The sequence below is a fragment of the Achromobacter pulmonis genome, from assembly GCF_021733725.1.
GTDB lineage: Bacteria > Pseudomonadota > Gammaproteobacteria > Burkholderiales > Burkholderiaceae_B > Achromobacter > Achromobacter pulmonis.
This window is the reverse complement of record NZ_JAIFOT010000001.1, coordinates 2,731,557-2,748,506: the sequence shown is the minus strand read 5'-3', so window position 1 is coordinate 2,748,506 and position 16,950 is coordinate 2,731,557. Positions and strand designations below refer to the sequence as shown.

13 protein-coding genes are annotated in these 16,950 nt (G+C 69.6%); 5 read left to right on the top strand and 8 right to left on the bottom strand.

All coding sequences use genetic code 11. The features are described from left to right. Positions 1-199 precede the first annotated feature (199 nt). The 4 genes from K2W61_RS12600 to K2W61_RS12585 are packed head-to-tail and all read right to left on the bottom strand — an operon-like array spanning position 200 to position 4,606. On the bottom strand, positions 200-1,213 hold the full coding sequence (locus tag K2W61_RS12600) for an XdhC family protein (RefSeq protein WP_175140451.1): 1,014 nt from the start codon (positions 1,211-1,213) through the stop codon (positions 200-202). Continuing rightward, the gene (locus K2W61_RS12595) at positions 1,214-1,843 is read right to left on the bottom strand and encodes a nucleotidyltransferase family protein (protein ID WP_236755756.1); all 630 of its coding nucleotides are present in this window, start codon (positions 1,841-1,843) and stop codon (positions 1,214-1,216) included. A gap of 1 nt (position 1,844) precedes the next feature. Then, positions 1,845-4,136: a xanthine dehydrogenase family protein molybdopterin-binding subunit gene (locus K2W61_RS12590; RefSeq protein WP_236755755.1), complete on the bottom strand. Its 2,292-nt coding sequence runs from the start codon at positions 4,134-4,136 to the stop codon at positions 1,845-1,847. Beyond that, positions 4,136-4,606, bottom strand: a complete 471-nt coding sequence (locus K2W61_RS12585; protein ID WP_175132286.1) for a (2Fe-2S)-binding protein — start codon at positions 4,604-4,606, stop codon at positions 4,136-4,138. The genes K2W61_RS12590 and K2W61_RS12585 overlap by 1 nt, the downstream gene beginning before the upstream one ends. Before the next feature lie 368 nt (positions 4,607-4,974). On the opposite strand from K2W61_RS12585, the gene K2W61_RS12580 reads away from it, so the two are divergent. Beyond that, positions 4,975-7,047, top strand: a complete 2,073-nt coding sequence (locus K2W61_RS12580; RefSeq protein ID WP_474001609.1) for a DUF8189 domain-containing protein — start codon at positions 4,975-4,977, stop codon at positions 7,045-7,047. Positions 7,048-7,114: 67 nt separating this feature from the next. Here the strand turns inward: K2W61_RS12580 and K2W61_RS12575 are convergent, their stop codons facing one another. Continuing rightward, positions 7,115-7,546, bottom strand: coding sequence for a response regulator (locus K2W61_RS12575; protein WP_236755753.1), 432 nt, complete (start codon positions 7,544-7,546; stop codon positions 7,115-7,117). Positions 7,547-7,722: 176 nt separating this feature from the next. Here K2W61_RS12575 and K2W61_RS12570 point away from each other — a divergent pair, with 176 nt between their 5' ends. Genes K2W61_RS12570 through K2W61_RS12555 form a run of 4 tightly spaced genes read left to right on the top strand, consistent with a single transcriptional unit; the run spans position 7,723 to position 13,764 of the window. Then, positions 7,723-11,109, top strand: coding sequence for a response regulator (locus tag K2W61_RS12570; protein ID WP_236755752.1), 3,387 nt, complete (start codon positions 7,723-7,725; stop codon positions 11,107-11,109). Positions 11,110-11,137: 28 nt separating this feature from the next. Further along, on the top strand, positions 11,138-11,977 hold the full coding sequence (locus K2W61_RS12565) for a CheR family methyltransferase (RefSeq protein ID WP_175132284.1): 840 nt from the start codon (positions 11,138-11,140) through the stop codon (positions 11,975-11,977). Continuing rightward, entirely contained in the window at positions 11,974-12,594 is a 621-nt protein-coding gene (locus tag K2W61_RS12560) for a chemotaxis protein CheB (protein WP_175132283.1), read from the top strand. Before K2W61_RS12565 ends, K2W61_RS12560 begins: the two co-directional genes overlap by 4 nt. An 18-nt stretch (positions 12,595-12,612) precedes the next feature. Next, complete coding sequence (locus K2W61_RS12555) at positions 12,613-13,764, top strand: hybrid sensor histidine kinase/response regulator (RefSeq protein WP_236755751.1); 1,152 nt, start codon at positions 12,613-12,615, stop codon at positions 13,762-13,764. Between the two features lie 87 nt (positions 13,765-13,851). On the opposite strand, the gene K2W61_RS12550 is transcribed toward K2W61_RS12555, so the two are convergent. Genes K2W61_RS12550 through K2W61_RS12540 form a run of 3 tightly spaced genes read right to left on the bottom strand, consistent with a single transcriptional unit; the run spans position 13,852 to position 16,924 of the window. Beyond that, positions 13,852-15,342 (bottom strand): class I adenylate-forming enzyme family protein, encoded by a 1,491-nt coding sequence (locus tag K2W61_RS12550; RefSeq protein ID WP_236755750.1) that lies wholly within the window; start codon positions 15,340-15,342, stop codon positions 13,852-13,854. A gap of 21 nt (positions 15,343-15,363) precedes the next feature. Further along, positions 15,364-16,098 (bottom strand): CoA-transferase subunit beta, encoded by a 735-nt coding sequence (locus tag K2W61_RS12545; protein WP_236755749.1) that lies wholly within the window; start codon positions 16,096-16,098, stop codon positions 15,364-15,366. After that, on the bottom strand, positions 16,091-16,924 hold the full coding sequence (locus tag K2W61_RS12540; protein ID WP_175132279.1) for a CoA transferase subunit A: 834 nt from the start codon (positions 16,922-16,924) through the stop codon (positions 16,091-16,093). Before K2W61_RS12540 ends, K2W61_RS12545 begins: the two co-directional genes overlap by 8 nt. Positions 16,925-16,950: the final 26 nt, after the last annotated feature.

Genomic DNA, 16,950 nt, shown 5'->3' with positions numbered 1-16,950 from the left:
CAATCAGGCCGCGCGACGGAAAACGGCGCTCGGGGGGACGGATCTCTTCGAACGCATGATACAGGCAAGTCCGGCCCGGCGGAGCGGGGCGGACGCGGTGGCCGGCGCCTCAGGGGGCCTTCGCGGCTCCCTTCCGACGCCGCGACGACCGCCACCGCCCCCCCGGACTTGCCGCGCGCGGGCTAGCGCGGCCCGCCACCTAGGCGGGCGCCTGGAACCGCGTCTTGGCCGCCGCCACCGACAGGGCCGGCGGCAGCGGCACGCCATTTTTCACGGCCAGGATCTCGGCCATCACGCTCACGGCGATCTCCGCGGGCGTGCGGCTGCCGATGTAGAGGCCGACCGGCGCCCGCAGGCGCTGCAGCGATTCCTCGGTTTCGTCGAAGTGTTCGATCAAGCGCTGGCGGCGCAGCTCGGTGTTGCGCCGCGAGCCGATCGCGCCCACGTAGAAAGCCGGACTGTGCAGCGCTTCGAGCAACGCCAGGTCGTCCAGTTTCGGATCATGGCTCAGCGCCACGATACAGGTGCGCGTGTCCGGACGCATCGCCCGCACGGCATCGTCGGGCATCTCGGTGGTGAGCTGCACGCCGGCCACCGACCAGGCGCCCAGATGCTCGACGCGCGGATCGCAGAGCGTGACCGCGAAATCGTTGAACAGCGCCATGGTCGAGACATACTCGGCCAGCGCGCCCGCGCCGATCAGCAGCATGCGGTACTGCGGCCCCAGCGTGTGCGACAGCACCGCGCCGTCAAAGCACAGCGCCGCCGGCGCGCCGGCGCGCGCCAGCGTCACCGCGCCCGTGACGCAGTCCACGGTGCGTTGCGTCAGTTGGCCCGCTTCCAGCTGACGCACCAGCGCATCGAGCAGCGAGACATCGGGATCGAACTCCAGCAACAGCTCCAGCGTGCCGCCGCAGGGCAGGCCGAAGCGCCGCGCCTCGTCCGCCTGCACCCCATAACGCAGCCGCTCGGGGCGGGCCCGCGGCATACCGGGGCCGCCGTGGGCGCGGGTATAGCGCGACACCAGGTCGTCTTCGATGCAACCGCCCGAGACCGAGCCGACGCAGCGGCCGTCCTCACGCAACACCATCATCGAGCCGGCCGGGCGCGGCGACGATCCCCAGGTCCGGGCCACCGTCGCCAACAGGACCCGGTCGCCCGCCATGGCCCAGTCACGGGCGGCGCGCAGCACGCGCACATCGACACTTTCCATTCAGCACGCTCCCAGGGTGGGCATGGTGGCGGCAAGCCGCGCTTCGGCCCGGGCCAGATCCGCCACGGTGTCGATGTCGGCAACGATGCCCGGGTCCGCCAATGCCAGCGTGCACAGCGTGCCGGCCTGCCGGTGCGCCGCCACGATCGACGCGGCGCCCTGGTCGCCCTGCAATCGCGCCAGCGCCGCGAAGCAGCACCGCCCGAAGCCGACCGGATGCCCCTGCCGGCCATTGCCATTCCAGAATGGCAGCGCCACCGGGCTGGACGCGAGCGCGGCGGCGACCCGCCGCAGGCTGTCGGCGCCGACCAGCGGCAGGTCGCCCGGCAGGATGAGCCAGCCGGCGGCCCGGGCGGTGGCGCGCACGCCCCGGGCGATCGAATCGCCCATGCCGGCCGCCCCGCCGGCGCCATCGTCCGCCTCGGCCCGCACCACATGGCAAGGCAGGCCCGATTCCGCCACGGCGCGCAACACCCGTTGCAGCACGGTCATGCCGGCCAGCGGCGCCTGCAGCTTGTGGGTGGCGCCGCCGGAACGCGTGAAGCGCTCGCCCCGGCCGGCGGCCAGCACGATGACCGTGGGCAACCCGGCGCGCGGCACGGCCGTGTCCGAAGCGTCGTACCGGTCCATGCTAGGCCACCGTCCGTACCGGCAGGTCGCGCACCCGCTTGCCGGTGGCCGCGAATATCGCATTGCACAGCGCCGGCGCCACCGGCGGCACGGGCGGCTCGCCCACGCCGCCTGGCGGCAAGGCATGGTCATCGTTGACCAGGTGAGTGCGGATCACGCGCGGCGACGCCCCGTGGCGCAGCACTTCATAATCGTAGAAGTTGTTCTGCTTGACGCGCCCCCGCTCGAACGTGATCTCGCCCAGCAAGGCCAGGCTCAGGCCCATGATGGCGCCGCCCTCCATCTGCGCGCGGATGCGCTCGGGATTGATCTGCGGCCCACAGTCGAGCGCCATGTCCACGGCCAGCACCTGGACCTCGCCCTTGGCGTCCACCGCCACTTCCACCACCGTGGCGGTGTAGCTCATGAAGCTGTAGCAGAAGGCCAGGCCGAGACCATGACCCCGCGGCAGTTCCCGCCCCCAGCCGGCGCCGCGCGCGGCCGCCTCGATCACGCCGCGCAGGCGGCCCGTGTCGTAGGGGTAGCGTTCAGGCGATTCGCTGTAGTTCCAGGTATCGGCCAGGGTGCCTGGATCGATGCGGCGGGCCGGCCCGATCAAGTCCAGCGCGTATTGCTTGTGATCCTTGCCGGCGCGATGCGCCAACTCGGCGATGAAGCACTGCGCCGCGAACGCGTGCGGAATGTTGGACACCGAACGGAACCAGCCAATGCGCGCATGCGCGGCGACCGGCGCGGTCTCGACGCGCACGTTGGGGATGACATAGGGCATGTTGATGGCGGACATGGCCGATTCGAACAACTGCTCGCCCTGGGCGCCCTCGGTGAACAGCGAACCGATGGTGGGCGCGGCGCTGCGATGCAGCCACGACCGCACCTTGCCGTCCTGGTCCACCACTGCCTCAAGGCGCTCTGCCGATACCGTGTGCAGATAGTCGTGATGGATATCGTCCTCGCGCGTCCATACCAGCTTGACCGGCGTGCCTTGCGGCATCGCACGGGCCACGATGGCGGCTTCGTCCACGTAGTCGGGCTTGGACTTGCGTCCGAACCCGCCTCCCAGCAACAGCACGTTCACCTTGACTTTCGCCGGGTCCAGCTTGAGCCGCCGGGCCACGGCCTCCTGCGCCGCCGCGGGGTTCTGGACCGAGGTCCAGACCTCGGCCTGATCCCCCTGGATCCGCACCGTGGCCACCGGCGGTTCCATGGACGCATGCGCCAGATGCGGCACATGGTAATCGGCCGCGAAACGTTCGGCCTCCCCGGCCTGGGCCCAGGCCCCCGGCGCGTCGCCCTGGTCGCGCATGACTCTGCCCGGCGCGCGGCTGGCGGCCGCCAGGGTCTGCCGGTAGGCCGCCGAATCGTAGTCGCCATTGGGGCCATCGTCCCACTCGATCTCCAGCGCCGCCCGGCCCTGGATCGCCGACCAGGTATTGCGCGCCACCACCGCCACGCCGCCCAGGGGCTGGAAGGCGGGCGCGCCCTGCATCGGCGGAATGTCCACCACTTTCAGCACGCCGGGCACGGCCAGCGCCTTGGCGCTGTCGACGCGGCGCGGCTTGCCCCCGACCACCGGCGGCCGCGCCACCACCGCGTACACCATGCCGGGCAGGTGGCAATCCATGCCATAGGCGGCCTGGCCCTTGCCGATGGCCTCCAGGTCGACCAGGCGCACTTCGCTCTTGCCGATGTAGCGGAAATCGGCGGGCACCTTGAGCCGCAGCGCGTCACCGGCCGGCACCGGCAACCGGGCGGCATCGGCCGCCAGCTCGCCATAGCCCAGCCTGCGGCCGCTGGCGTCATGGACGACCTCGTGGCGGGTCGCGCGCACCTGGTCCCGCGGCACCGACCAGCGCGCGGCGGCGGCGGCCTCCAGCATCTGGCGGGCGGCGGCGCCCACCCGGCGCATCGGCAACAGGAAGTGCCGCACGCTGCGCGAGCCGTCCACGTTCTGGTTGCCGTAGCGCGCCTCGTCGGCCCCGGCCTGGACCACGCGGACCCGCGCCCAGTCGGCTTCCATTTCATCGGCCACCACCATCGGCAGGCTGGTGCGCACGCCCGTGCCCATCTCGGCCCGGTGCGCCACGATGGTGACCGTGCCATCCGGCGCGATCGAGACGAACACCAGCGGATCATCCACCGTGCCGCCCGGCATCGAATCGGCGCCGTACTTGCGAGGCTCCGCCCCGGCCGCCCGCACCGCGCTGACCAGGCCGCTGCCTGTCACCGCCAGCGTCAGCGCGCCCAGCCCGCCCTTGAGAAAATCGCGTCGCGCGCGTTGTGCCGTGTCCATCATCACTTGCCTCCCTGGGCCAGGCGGGCCGCCGCCTGCTGGATCGCGGCGCGGATGCGCGGATAGGTGCCGCAGCGGCAGATGTTGCCGCTCATGGCCTCGTCGATCTGCTGCTCGGTGGGCGCGGGCGTGGCCTTGAGCAGGCCGACCGCCGTCATGATCTGCCCCGCCTGGCAATAACCGCATTGCGCCACATTGTTCTCGATCCAGGCGCGCTGCACGGTCCGGCCGACCGGATCGGCATCCATGCCCTCGATGGTCGCAATCGCCCGGCCGGCCACCGCCGACACGGGCGTGACACAGGCGCGGATCGGCTGCCCATCCAGGTGCGTGGTACAGGCGCCGCACAGGGCCATGCCGCAGCCGAACTTGGTGCCGGTCATGCCAAGCTCGTCGCGCAGCACCCACAACAAAGGCATATCGTCCGGAACGGTCACGTCCCTGGCCTGGCCGTTGACTTGCAGTTGTGTCATGGCGAAATCCTCATGGAGGTGGAAGGAGGTGGCGAACTGGCGCGGCAACGGCGGCGGGCATCCGCCGGCCGTCGTCCCGAAACGGGGCCGGCAGCCGGCCAGACTGGCATTTTCCGGAATCGGAGCGCCTGCCGGTAGTGCAATCCGCTGGATTTCCTGCCTGATTCTATGCGCACGCACCCACTTTGTGTGCAGGCGGCCAACGCCGCGGCGGCGGCTGGCCGTTGCGCGCGGCGGTTGCATTGCCAGGCAATCCGCTTGTTGGCTTTTCGCCAAAGGGCGCCATCCCGCCTGCCTGCGCCCAGGCGCGGCTTGCTAAGATGCGCGCAATCGCGCAGTTTCATGACCATGCCTCAGGAGCGGGCCCCTTGACGCGGATTCTCACGACCTTGCTCGCCCGTTTCGGGCAAGCGCTGATGCTCGCCGGCCTGGCCGGCGCCGCCTTCGCCGCGCCCCCCACCCTGGCGCAATGCAATGGCATCAAAGACCTCGCCTTCGTCGCCCACCTGGACGACGACCTGCTGTTCATGAACCCGGACATCGCCTCCAACATCGCGGCCGGCGGCTGCGTGCGGGTGGTCTACCTGACCGCCAGCGATGCGGGCGAAGGCGCCCCCTACATGCTGGGTCGGGAACGCGGCGTGCGCGCGGCCTATGCCTATATGGCAGGCCAGCCCGATCTCTGGAAGGAAGGCGTCGGCCACGCGGGCCAGCGCCGGATCGCGCGTTTCAGCCTGTCGGGCAACCCGCGCGTGCAACTGTGGCATCTGCGCCTGAAGGACCCGTGGCTGGGCAACGGCTGGGGCAGCCTCACGCCGCTGAGCCGCGCCGAATCCGAACCCGGACAGAACGTGGACACGCTCGGCCCATACCCCGAGGTGTACTCGCGCGAACAGTTGATCGACACCCTGGCCGAATTGATCCGGCAATACCAGCCGACCACCGTGCGTCACCTGGACGACACGATCAGCGTGCCGTATACGCAACTGTGCTGGCGCTGCGCCGGACACGGCCATCCCGACCACATCGCCAGCGCGCGGCTGGTGCGCGCCGCCATGCTGCGCGCGCCCGGCAACTATGCCGAGACCGGCTATATCGACTATCCCAGCCAGGAGCGCGCCAGCAATCTCGCCGACAGCGAGATCGCCAGCAAATCCATCATCTTCCAGCACTACGCCTGGAACGACTACCACTATTGCGCCGGCCCCAGCGGCTGCAAGGAACCCGCCGGTCCCGCGGCCGCCTGGGTACAGCGCGCCTACTACGTCTCGCGCCGGGACATGCCGCCGCAGATCTATCCCGACAAGCGCGACGGGCTGGTGGTGTTCGCGGCGGGCGAGACCAACGCCGCCGCCAACCGCTGGGACGCGGGTCAGCGCCGCTGGCAAAGCCTGGGCGGCCGCACCGGCGGCCCCTTGGTCACGTTCGGCCACGCCGACGGCACCGCCGGCCTGATGGCGCGCGATCCGCTGGGCGGGGTATGGGCCAACAAGCAACGCCACGACGGCACCTGGCAGGGGTGGCAGGCGCTGGCCGGCATCCGCGTCATCCAGATTCCCGCGGTGGCGCCGCGCGGCGAGGCCGCCGCCGTCGCGCTGGGCTATGACGGCCGGCTGCACTGGATCTCACCGTCCGGCATCGATGGCAGCTGGGGGCCCTGGCAAAGCCTGCCGCCGCTGGACGGCGCCTCCGGCGCGCCCGCGGTGGTGCGCGGCGACGATGGCCGCTACATCGTCTTCGCGTCGGCGGGCGGGCAGTTGTTCTCCTCCCGCCAATTGCCGGCCGCCAAGGGCCAGCGGCCGGACTGGCAGGCCTGGCGCCGCGTGCCGGCGCCCGCGGCGGCCGGCGGGCTGGCCGCGATCCGCAACCACGAACACCGGGTCGAACTGTATTTCCGCCAACGTGGCAACAACCACCTGACCCGCCTGGAGGAAACCGGCGACACCACCGACCTGGAAATGGACTGGAGCGTGCCGGCCGACCTGGGCGTGCCCTACATAGGCCGTCCGGCAATCGATGCCGACGCGCAGGGCAACGTGGTGGTGGCGGTCCTGGAGCGCGCGGATGGCCCGCTCTGGCTGGTCGAGCGCGGCAAGCCCGCCAGGCTGCCGGCCGAGGCGGCGTCACCGCCGGCGATCCATTTGATTGACGGCACGTTGTATGTGGTGGCGCGCATGGCTGGCTCGCCACAGCGCTACCAGGTGCTATCGCGCCGTGATGGCCAATGGGCGGCGAACCTGACGCTGGACGGCGTGCCGGCCAGCGGCGGCGGCCCCTTTTCGAACTTGGCCGCGCGTCCGGTGGACCTGCCCAAGCTGGGCGCCAGCGACAGCCGGAATGCCGTCGTGGTGCGTCCTTCCCAGGCCGAACCAGGCACCCTGACGCAGGAACGCCTGTCCACGCAGGCCTCCCGCGCCGCGACGCCTCCCCAGCAACAATGAGCCGCCAGCGATCCGCGCCTTGCCCGCTGGCCGCATGGCGCGCGCCGCCGCGCCGTCCCCGATCCGGCTAGCAACCCGCCGTCAATGCCGGGGCCGTCGCGGCCAGGCCCGCGTCCATACGCCCGGCCCCCTGCCGCGGCGCGGCCGGCAGCAAGCGCCGGATGGCCAGCAGCACCGCTTCCGGCTCGGCGGGCTTGCGCAACAGGGTCGCGCGCCCGGCGCAGGCCGGGCCGATCTCGGATTCGGGCCGGCCGCTGAGCACCAGGACCGGGGTATCGTTCAGATAGGCGTTTTCACGCATGGCGGTCAGCAAGGCGCCGCCGTCCATGCCGGGCATGGAAAAGTCGGTGATGACCAGGTCGGGCCGCAATTCCAGCATCTGCCGCAAGGCCGTCAAGCCATCGGTATGCGTGATGACGTCGTAGCCTTCGCTACTCAGGAATTCGCTCATCAGGGCGACCAACGCCGGCTGATCGTCGACCAAAAGGATTTTCGTCATGGTTGTCATGTCCCGCGCGCGCCACAGGCGGCGCGCAAGCGGATTGGCACAGCGGGGAAGGCCGAATCCTAGGGGATGCGCGCCCTTCGAGGGGGAAGCAATTGTATCCGGACGAAACCACTCCCCCGGACCCCTGTATAGTCGTTGCTTCATTTTTTCCCCGCCGAACCGTTCCCATGCCGCACATGCCGCACTCCGCCAGCCGCCATGCCGTTCCGCGCGCCCTGATGATCGGTTTCGTGATGGCCGCGCTGGCCACGCTGCTCATCGCCTTCGTCAACGTGCGCTCGGCCAATACCCGCGCCGAGGCGGTCAAGGCCATGGACAACACGACCGAGACACTGCGCCAGCTGAGCCTGTTCAACTCGGCGCTCAAGGACGCCGAAATCGGCCAGCGCGGCTATCTGCTGACGGGCGATCCGGCCTACCTGCAGCCCTACCTGCGCTCGGTGCCGCTGATCGAACAGCGCCTGGCGGTGGTCCAGCAAGCCGCCGCCGCGGACGCGGCGCAACGCCGCATCGTCAACGATATCGCCGGCATCACGCAGCAGAAACTGGCCGAGCTGCGGACCACCATCGAAATGCGCAAGGCCGGCGATGTCGAAGGCGCGCTGGCCGTAGTGCGGACCGACTCGGGCAAGGAAGCAATGGATCGGCTGCGCGACCTGGTCGCCGACCTGTACACGCGCCAAATGTCCCTGGTCACGGAACAACGCGAGGCCTGGGTCGCCGCCTCGGCCACCTCGGCCTACTACTCATGGGGCGGGTCGTTGCTGCTGCTGGTGCTGATCACGGCCTCGGCCGCCATGACCATCCGCGAATACCGCGCCAAGGCGCGCCAGGCCTGGATCACCGCCGGGCTTTCCGGATTGAGCCTGCGCCTGCGCGGCGATCACCGTCTGGACGAGATCGGCAAGCGCGCGCTCGAATACCTGGCGCAGTACCTCAACGCCAGCGTGGGGGCCGGCTACGTGGTCAACGGCGGCGACGACCTGACGCTGTTCGGCGGCTATGCTCTGCCCCCCGAGCGCCTGGCGCAGAAGATATCCCCCGCCGAAGGGCTGGTCGGACAGGCGGCCCGTTCACGCCAACTGCTGCACCTGCGCGACGTGCCCGCCGGCCACTTCGAGGTGTCCTCGGCCACCGGCCGCTCCAATCCGGCCGAACTGGTGCTGGCGCCCGCCATGCAGAACGAGCGGGTGTATGCCGTGATCGAGCTGGGCTTCAATCATCCGGTGGGCCAGAGCGAACGCAGCCTGCTCGAAGGCGCCTCCGAGATGCTGGCCTCGGCCATCCGCGCCGGGCTGGACCGCACCCGGCTGGAAGCGCTGCTGGCGGAAACCCAACGCCAGTCCGAAGAACTCCAGACCCAGCAGGAAGAACTGCGCGTCAGCAACGAAGAACTGGAACAGCAAAGCCGCATCCTGCAGGAATCGCAGGCGCGCATGGAAACGCAGCAGACCGAGCTCAAGCAGGCCAACGTCAGCCTGGAATTGCAGACCGAGCAGTTGCTGCGGGTCCAGGGCGCGCTGACCGACAAGGCGCGCCTGTTGAGCCAGGCCAGCCAGTACAAGAGCGAATTCCTGGCCAATATGAGCCACGAACTGCGCACGCCGCTCAACTCGACCCTGATCCTGGCCAAGCTGCTGGCAGACAACAAGCCCGGCAACCTGAGCCCGGAACAGGTCAAGTATGCGCAGACCATCCATGCCGCCGGCAGCGACCTGCTGGCGCTGATCAACGACATTCTCGACCTGGCCAAGATCGAGGCCGGCCAGGCCACCGTGGAGGTCGAAGAGGTGGCGATCGCCCCGACGCTGCAACGGCTGCTCGACCCGTTGCGGCCGATCGCCCAGGAAAAGGGGCTGAAGCTGGACCTGGATATCGCCGCCGACTCGCCGGCGGCCCTGCACACGGACCCGCAGCGCCTCGGCCAGGTGATCAAGAACCTGCTGTCGAACGCCCTCAAATTCACCGAGCGCGGCAGTGTCACCCTCAAGGTGGCGCGCGCGCCTCGCGGCATGCTGTCATTCGCGGTGCAAGATACCGGCATCGGCGTGCCGGCCGAGCAGCAGGAATTGATCTTCGAGGCCTTCCGCCAGGCCGACGGCAGCACTCACCGCAAGCATGGCGGCACCGGCCTGGGCCTGTCGATCTCGCGCGACCTGGCCAAGCTGCTGGGCGGCACCCTGTCGCTGGTCAGCACGCCGGGGCAAGGCAGCGTCTTCACGCTGCTGCTGCCGCTGCGCCTGGAAGCCCAGCCGGCGCCGCATGACGGCGTGCCGCCGCGCGCGGCGATACCCCAGCCCCCCGCGATGGCGCCTTCCCCCACGCCCCTTGCCGCGGACCCCGAGCCCGAACCGGAACAGGACGCCGGCCGCAGCATCCTCGTCATCGAAGACGACGAGCGCTTTGCCGCCATCCTGGGCGACCTGGCGCGCGAGATGGGCTTCGGCTGCCTGGCGGCGCACACCGCCACCGAAGGGCTGGCGCTGGCGGCGCGGCGCCGGCCCGACGCCATCGTGCTCGATATCAACCTGCCCGATTTCTCGGGCCTGGGCGTGCTGGACCAGCTCAAGCGCAATCCGCACACCCGCCACATTCCGGTCCATATCGTCTCGGTCGCCGACTACGCCCAGGAAGCGATGGGCCGCGGCGCGGTCGGCTACGCGCTCAAGCCGGTCAAGCGCGAGGAACTGGAGCGGGCCCTGCAGCGCCTGGAAGCCAAGTTCACCCAGAACGTGCGGCGCGTGCTGGTGGTCGAGGACGACGAACGCCAGCGCGACAGCGTGCGGGAACTGCTGGCGCGCGACGACGTGCAGATCGTCCCGGCCGCCACCGCCCATGCCGCGCTGGAATTGCTGCGCAACACCACCTTCGACTGCGTCGTCATGGACCTGAACCTGCCGGACATCAGCGGCCACGAGCTGCTGCGCGCCATGGCCGAGCAGGACAGCGTGTCGTTCCCGCCCGTCATCGTCTACACCGGGCGGGCGCTGTCGCGCGACGAGGAACAGCAGCTGCGCCGCTTCTCCAAGTCCATCATCATCAAGGACGCGCGTTCGCCCGAACGCCTGCTCGATGAAGTGACGCTGTTCCTGCACCAGGTCGAAGCCGACCTGCCGCCGCAGCAGCGCCAGATGCTGGAACTGGCCCGCAGCCGCGATTCCGCGCTCGAAGGCCGCACCGTGCTGGTGGTCGAGGACGACGTGCGCAATGTGTTCGCGCTCTCCAGCATTCTGGAGCCGACCGGCCTGCGGGTGGAGATCGCGCGCAACGGCCGCGAGGCGCTCGAGGCGCTGGACCGCGCCGGCGCCGAGGGCCAGCCGGCCATCGACCTGGTGCTGATGGACATCATGATGCCCGAGATGGACGGCTACACCGCCATGCGCGAGATCCGCGCACGGCCGCAATGGCGCCGCCTGCCCATCATCGCCCTGACCGCCAAGGCCATGAAGGACGACCAGGAGAAATGCCTGGCCGCGGGCGCCAACGACTACATCGCCAAGCCGCTGGATGTCGAACGCCTGTTGTCGCTGGTGCGCGTCTGGATGGGAAAATGACCGGCCGCCCCCTGCCCCGATGACGACCATGCCGCGACCGAACCAGACGCCTACCGAGGATATCGAGCAGCGCTTGCTGCTCGAGGCGATCTACCACCACTATCACTACGACTTTCGCGCCTACGCGCAGGCCTCGCTCAAGCGGCGCCTGCAAAGCGCCCTGGCGCATTTCGGCTGCAAGACCCTGTCCCTGCTGCAGGACCGCGTGCTGCACGAACCGCCGGTGTTCACCGAGTTGCTGCAGTTCCTGACGGTGCAGGTCAGCGACATGTTCCGCGATCCTGGCTACTTCCTGGCGCTGCGCAAAGAAGTGGTGCCGATCCTGCGCACCTACCCTTCGATCAAGGTATGGGTGGCCGGCTGCAGTACCGGCGAAGAAGTCTATTCGCTGGCCATCCTGCTGCGCGAGGAAGGCTTGCTGGAGCGCGCACTGATCTATGCCACCGACATCAATCCCCATGCGCTGCGCACGGCCGAGCAAGGCGTGTTCGACCTGGAGCGGGTGGCCGCGTTCACCCGCAACCACGCTCAGGCCGGCGGCCGTAGCTCCCTGTCCGACTACTACACCGCCCGCTACGGCCGCGTGGTGTTCGACAAGGCGCTGCGCGCGCACATGGTCTTCTCCGACCACAGCCTGGCCACGGACAGCGTGTTCGCCGAAGTGCACCTGGTGTCGTGCCGCAACGTGCTCATCTACTTCGAGCGCGAGTTGCAGAACCGGGCGCTGCGCCTGTTCCACGATGCCCTGGTCCATCGCGGCTTCCTGGGCCTGGGGTCGCGGGAATCGGTACGCTTTTCGGCCCAGGCCGACGGCTTCGACGACTTCGTGCTCGAAGACCGCATCTACCGCAAAAAGGCCGGGCTGTGAGCCGCCGCCCGTCAGCGCCCCGCGACGACAAGGCGTCCACGCCCGGCTGGGACGCGATCGTCATCGGCGGCTCGTCCGGCGCCATCGAAGTCCTGAATCTGCTGCTGCCGGCCCTGCCCGCCGGCCTGCGCGCGGCGGTGATCGTATTGCTGCACCTGCCGCGCGACCGCCGCAGCCTGCTGGTCGAGATCTTCCGCGACCGCTGCGCGCTGCCCTTGCGCGAGGCCGAGGACCAGCAGCCGATACTGCCCGGACATCTCTACTTCGCGCCGCCGGACTACCATCTGCTGGTCGACCGCGGCCCGCGCCTGGCGCTGTCGATCGGGCCGCCGGTGCATTTCTCGCGACCATCGATCGACGTGCTGTTCCAATCCGCCGCCGACTGCTACGGCGCCAGGCTGCTGGGCATATTGCTGTCCGGCGCCAACGAAGATGGCGCCCAGGGGCTGGCGGCGATCCACGCCGCCGGCGGCCAGGCCGTGGTGCAGGCACCGGACTCGGCCGCCATGCGCGCCATGCCCGACGCCGCGCTGGCGCTGTTGGATACGCCCTGCGTGCGCTCTCCCGCGGCCATCGCCGCCCTGCTGGCGCGCCTGCCCGCGCGGCCGCTGTCCTGATTCCACTTCCCCGACACCATGATATCGACACCTGCCCCCACGCCGGACACCCCTGTCAAATGCCTGCTGGTCGACGACGTTCCCGAGAATCTGGTCGCGCTGGAAGCGTTGCTGGCCAGCGACCGCGTCCAGGTACTGAAGGCCCAGTCCGGCCCGCAGGCGCTGGAACTGCTGTTGAACCATCCCGACGTGGCGCTGGCGCTGCTCGATGTGCAGATGCCCGACATGAATGGCTTCGAGCTGGCCGAACTGATCCGCGGCAGCGCGCGCACCCGCCATATCCCGCTGATCTTCATCACCGCCGGCTCGCATGAACAGAGCTGGCAATTCCGCGGCTACGAAAGCGGCGCGGTGGACTTCCTGTACAAGCCGGTCGACCCCTACATGCTGCGCAGCAAGGCAAATGTCTTCTTCGAACTGCATGAACGCCGGCGCGCGCTGGCGCGCGAACTGGAAGCGCGCACCGAGGCCCTGCGGGTCAATGACATGTTCATGGCGGTGCTCGGCCACGATCTGCGCACGCCGCTGCAGGCGGTCATCATGGGCGCTGCGCTGCTGCGGCGCCAGAGCGACGACGCGCGCGTCGTCAGCCTGGCGCAGCGCATCCTGCAAAGCGGCGAGCGCATGAACCTCCTGATTTCGGACCTGCTCGACGTGACGCGCATCCGCCAGGCCGGCGGCCTGGCGCTGGCGCCCGCAAGCACCCACATGGAAACCCTGGTCGAGCGCACGCTGGACGAAATCCGCACCGGCTTCGCCGGCCGCCCGATCGAAGCCGCCTATCGCGGCGACACCAACGGAGTCTGGGACGGCGAGCGCATCGCGCAGGTGCTGGCCAACCTGCTGGGCAACGCCTTGCACCACGGCAGCCCCGACGTCCCGGTGCAGGTCGAGGTCGACGGCACGGCGGCCGGCCAAGTCGCCGTCACCGTCAGCAACGGCGGCAACATTCCGCCAGATGTGCTGCCGCGCTTGTTCGACCCCTTCCGCAGCGGCGCCCGGCGCGCCGGCGGCCATCGCGGCCTGGGGCTGGGACTGTTCATCGCGCAACAGGTGGTGCAGGCCCATGGCGGCCGCATCAGTGCCGAATCGCGCGACGCCGTCACGCGTTTCCGCGTGGAGCTGCCGCGCGCAACCGTGGTGGCGCCAACGCCCGCGGCCAGCCCCTGACGCCCGCGCGCCGGCGCGGCGGCCGCGGACTTCAATGCCATTGATGCCGTGGCGCGGGACGCCGGCAGCCGCGCCACGCCTGGTCGCCTATCGCTCGGCCGCGCGGGTCAGCACCCACTCCGCCAGCGCCTTGCGATCCACCTTGCCCACCGCATTCTCGGGCAGGGCATCGCGGCAGTAGACCGCTTGCGGCACATAGATCCGGCCCAGCCGCTCCTGCACCAGGGCCCGCATGTCCGCCTCGGCCGGCATGGCCGCCGAACCATCGGCCATCACCACCGCCACCGGCACTTCGCCCAGATCCGCATCGCCCTGCGCCACCACACAGCAGGCGGCAATGCCCGGCAGCGTGACCAGCACGTCTTCGATCAGCCTGGGCGAGATGTTCTCGCCGCCGCGGATGATCACTTCCTTGATGCGGCCGGTGATGCTGAGATAGCCGTCGGCGTCGAAACGGCCCAGGTCGCCGGTGTGCAGCCAGCCGTCGCGCACCGGGTCATCGCCATCGTGGCCAAGATAGCCGAGCATCAGCGCATCGCCGCCGATGCAGATCTCCCCTTCCCCCCCGGCGGCCACCGGCTTGCCGGAGGCGTCCAGCAAGGCCACCTGCTGCCCCGCCAGCACGGTGCCGACCGTGCCGATGCGGCGCGCGCCCGGCGGATTCATGGTCGAGGTGCAGGTGGCCTCGGACAGCCCATACGACACCATCAGTTCGCAGCCCGTGAACGCCTCGATTTCACGATGCAGCGTGGTCGTAATCGGCGCCGACCCGCAACGCAATAGCCGCAACCGCGAAAATGCATCCGGCGCGAAGGTCTGGCGCAGCATGCGCGCATACATGGTGGGCACGCCGGTCAACACCGTCGGCCGGAAGCGCGACAGCACCTGCGGCAGGGCCTCGGCGCGAAAGCGCTCGGCCAAGGCGATGGCGGCGCCACAGGCCAGCGGCGCGAACACCTGGTTGTTGATGGCGTTGGTATGGTGCAGCGGCATCAGGTGCAGCAGCACATCCTCCGGACCAAGCCCGGTGTGCGCCAGAATGCCTGCCGTATTGCGCGCGATACCGCGATGCGATAGCAGCACGCCTTTTGGCCTGCCGGTGCTGCCCGACGTGAACAGCAGCAACGCCGCATCGGCGGGCGCCGGGTGCGGCGCCCAGTACGGCTGCGCATCCGCCAACGCCTCCCAGGCCAGGATGCGCGCCGCCGGCAGCCCGCAAGCCGTCGCGCCTGCGGCATTGTCATCATCGTGCACGATCCAGCCCAGCCCAACCGCCTGGACCCGCCGCGCAGTTTCCTCGGCGGCGATCCGCGGCTCCAGCGGACACGGGCAGGCGCCCGCGGCGATGCATCCGAGCAGCGCGATCACTTGCGCCGGCCCGCGTTCCAGTGCCAGCGCCACGAAATCCCCGGCCTGCACGCCGGCGCGCCGCAGGCCGCCCGCGACGCCGCGCACGGCCGCGTCCAATTGCCGGTAGGTCCATTCGCGCTGTGCCGTGATCAGTGCGGGCCGGTCGCGTAGTCCGGGCGCGCGCCACTGCGCCTGCCAGGTCTGCGGCAGCGTCGGAATTTCATTCATTGCCAGTCTCCCTGCCGCGCGTCAGCGCAGCCGCACGTTGGCATCGCGTTCGAATATGCCTTCGGGGTCGAGCGCCGCCAGGGCGGCCCGCTCTGCCGCGGTGGGCTGCGGCGTCGGCGCCGCGCCGGTGGCGTCGAACGCGAATCCCGTGCGCTCACGCACCTCGGCCAGGCTCGATTCCGGATGCCACGACTGCAGGGCCAGGCGGCCATCGCGCTTGATGAAGACGGCGATGGGCGTGACCACGCCGTGAAAGCCTCCCCAGGAGGTGCGGAAATCGAGCGTCTGCACGAAGGTCCGCGGCGAATGCTCGGTGCGCCAGGTGCAGGCGCGCCGCGCGGTCGGCAACATCACCGCGCCACCGCCGCCGCCCGGAAGACGCACCTTGGGTTGATGCCAGTCGCCAATGCACGAGTTGTTGGCGCAGCCCTCGCCGTCGATCTGCGCGGCGCCGAGGAAGGTCAGATCCATCCGGCCGCGGGTGCACAGATCATAGAAATCTTCGTTGGAGAAAATCGAGGCGGTATGGGCGGCCAGTTGCGGATCCGAACTGGAAATCGGGATGGATTCGGGGCGCGGATCGACGCCGCCCGCCACGTTGATGTAGATGAAATCGAAATCGTAGGCCTGCTTGGCCAACAGGCAGGCCAGCATCGGCGGCGTCGAGTTCACGCCGCTGAAGGTGATCTCATTGGGCTGGATGAAACGGGCCAGCCCCAGCACCACGTGCGCGAAGGGCGAAAAGGTGTCAGGCATGCGAAGTCTCCTTGAGCTCGGGCGCCTCGGCCATATGCGCCTGCAGCGTGCGTTCCGTATCCATATAGCGCTCGACGGCGGGGTAGTCGATGTCGTAATACGGCGTGCAGGACCCTGGCCACGCGCTGCCCGGCAATACCGTGAACGCCTCGACCATGAAGTAGGGCAGCAGCGTGGCTTCGGGCTGCGCTTCGAACACTTCCGTCTCGACCAGCTTCTCGGCCACCACCAGCACCGAGCCCGCGGCACGCGACATGATGCGGTCCCAATGCGCCGTGCCATGGACGCGGGCGTTACCCAGGCGGTCGATCTCCGACACCTGCAGCACCGCGAAATCGGGCTTTACCGCGGGAATCAGATAGGTGCTGGCCCCGCTGCCATAGGGATCGTCGAGCAGCTTCCATTGATTCAGCGCGGGCAGATCGCTGCCATGCAGGCCGCCGCAGGGCATGAACGGCACCCCGAAGGCGGCGGCGCGCAGGCCCGCCGTGAGGCTGGCGCACGCGTGCTCTTCCAGTTCGAGCCGCCCCTGTTCGATGGCCTTGCGGTACCAGGGGGCCAGGCCGAAATTGCCTTCCATCGCCACGATGCCGGCCCGCGCCCGCGTGGCCACGCCGGCCCGGCACAGGATATCGATGTCGTAACCCGGCGATTGCTTGATGATTTCGAGGCCGCGGCGCTCTTGCCGGATCAGCTCGCGCACCAGCGCGAAAGGCCCGCGATGCAGAAAGCTGCCGCCCAGCGCCACCGATGCCCCGTCTGGAATCATCGCGCCCAGCGCGGCCAGGGAGATCCGCTTATCGGATTGGTTGAAACCTGATGTCATGTGTCTCGCTCCAGTTGACCGCGCTG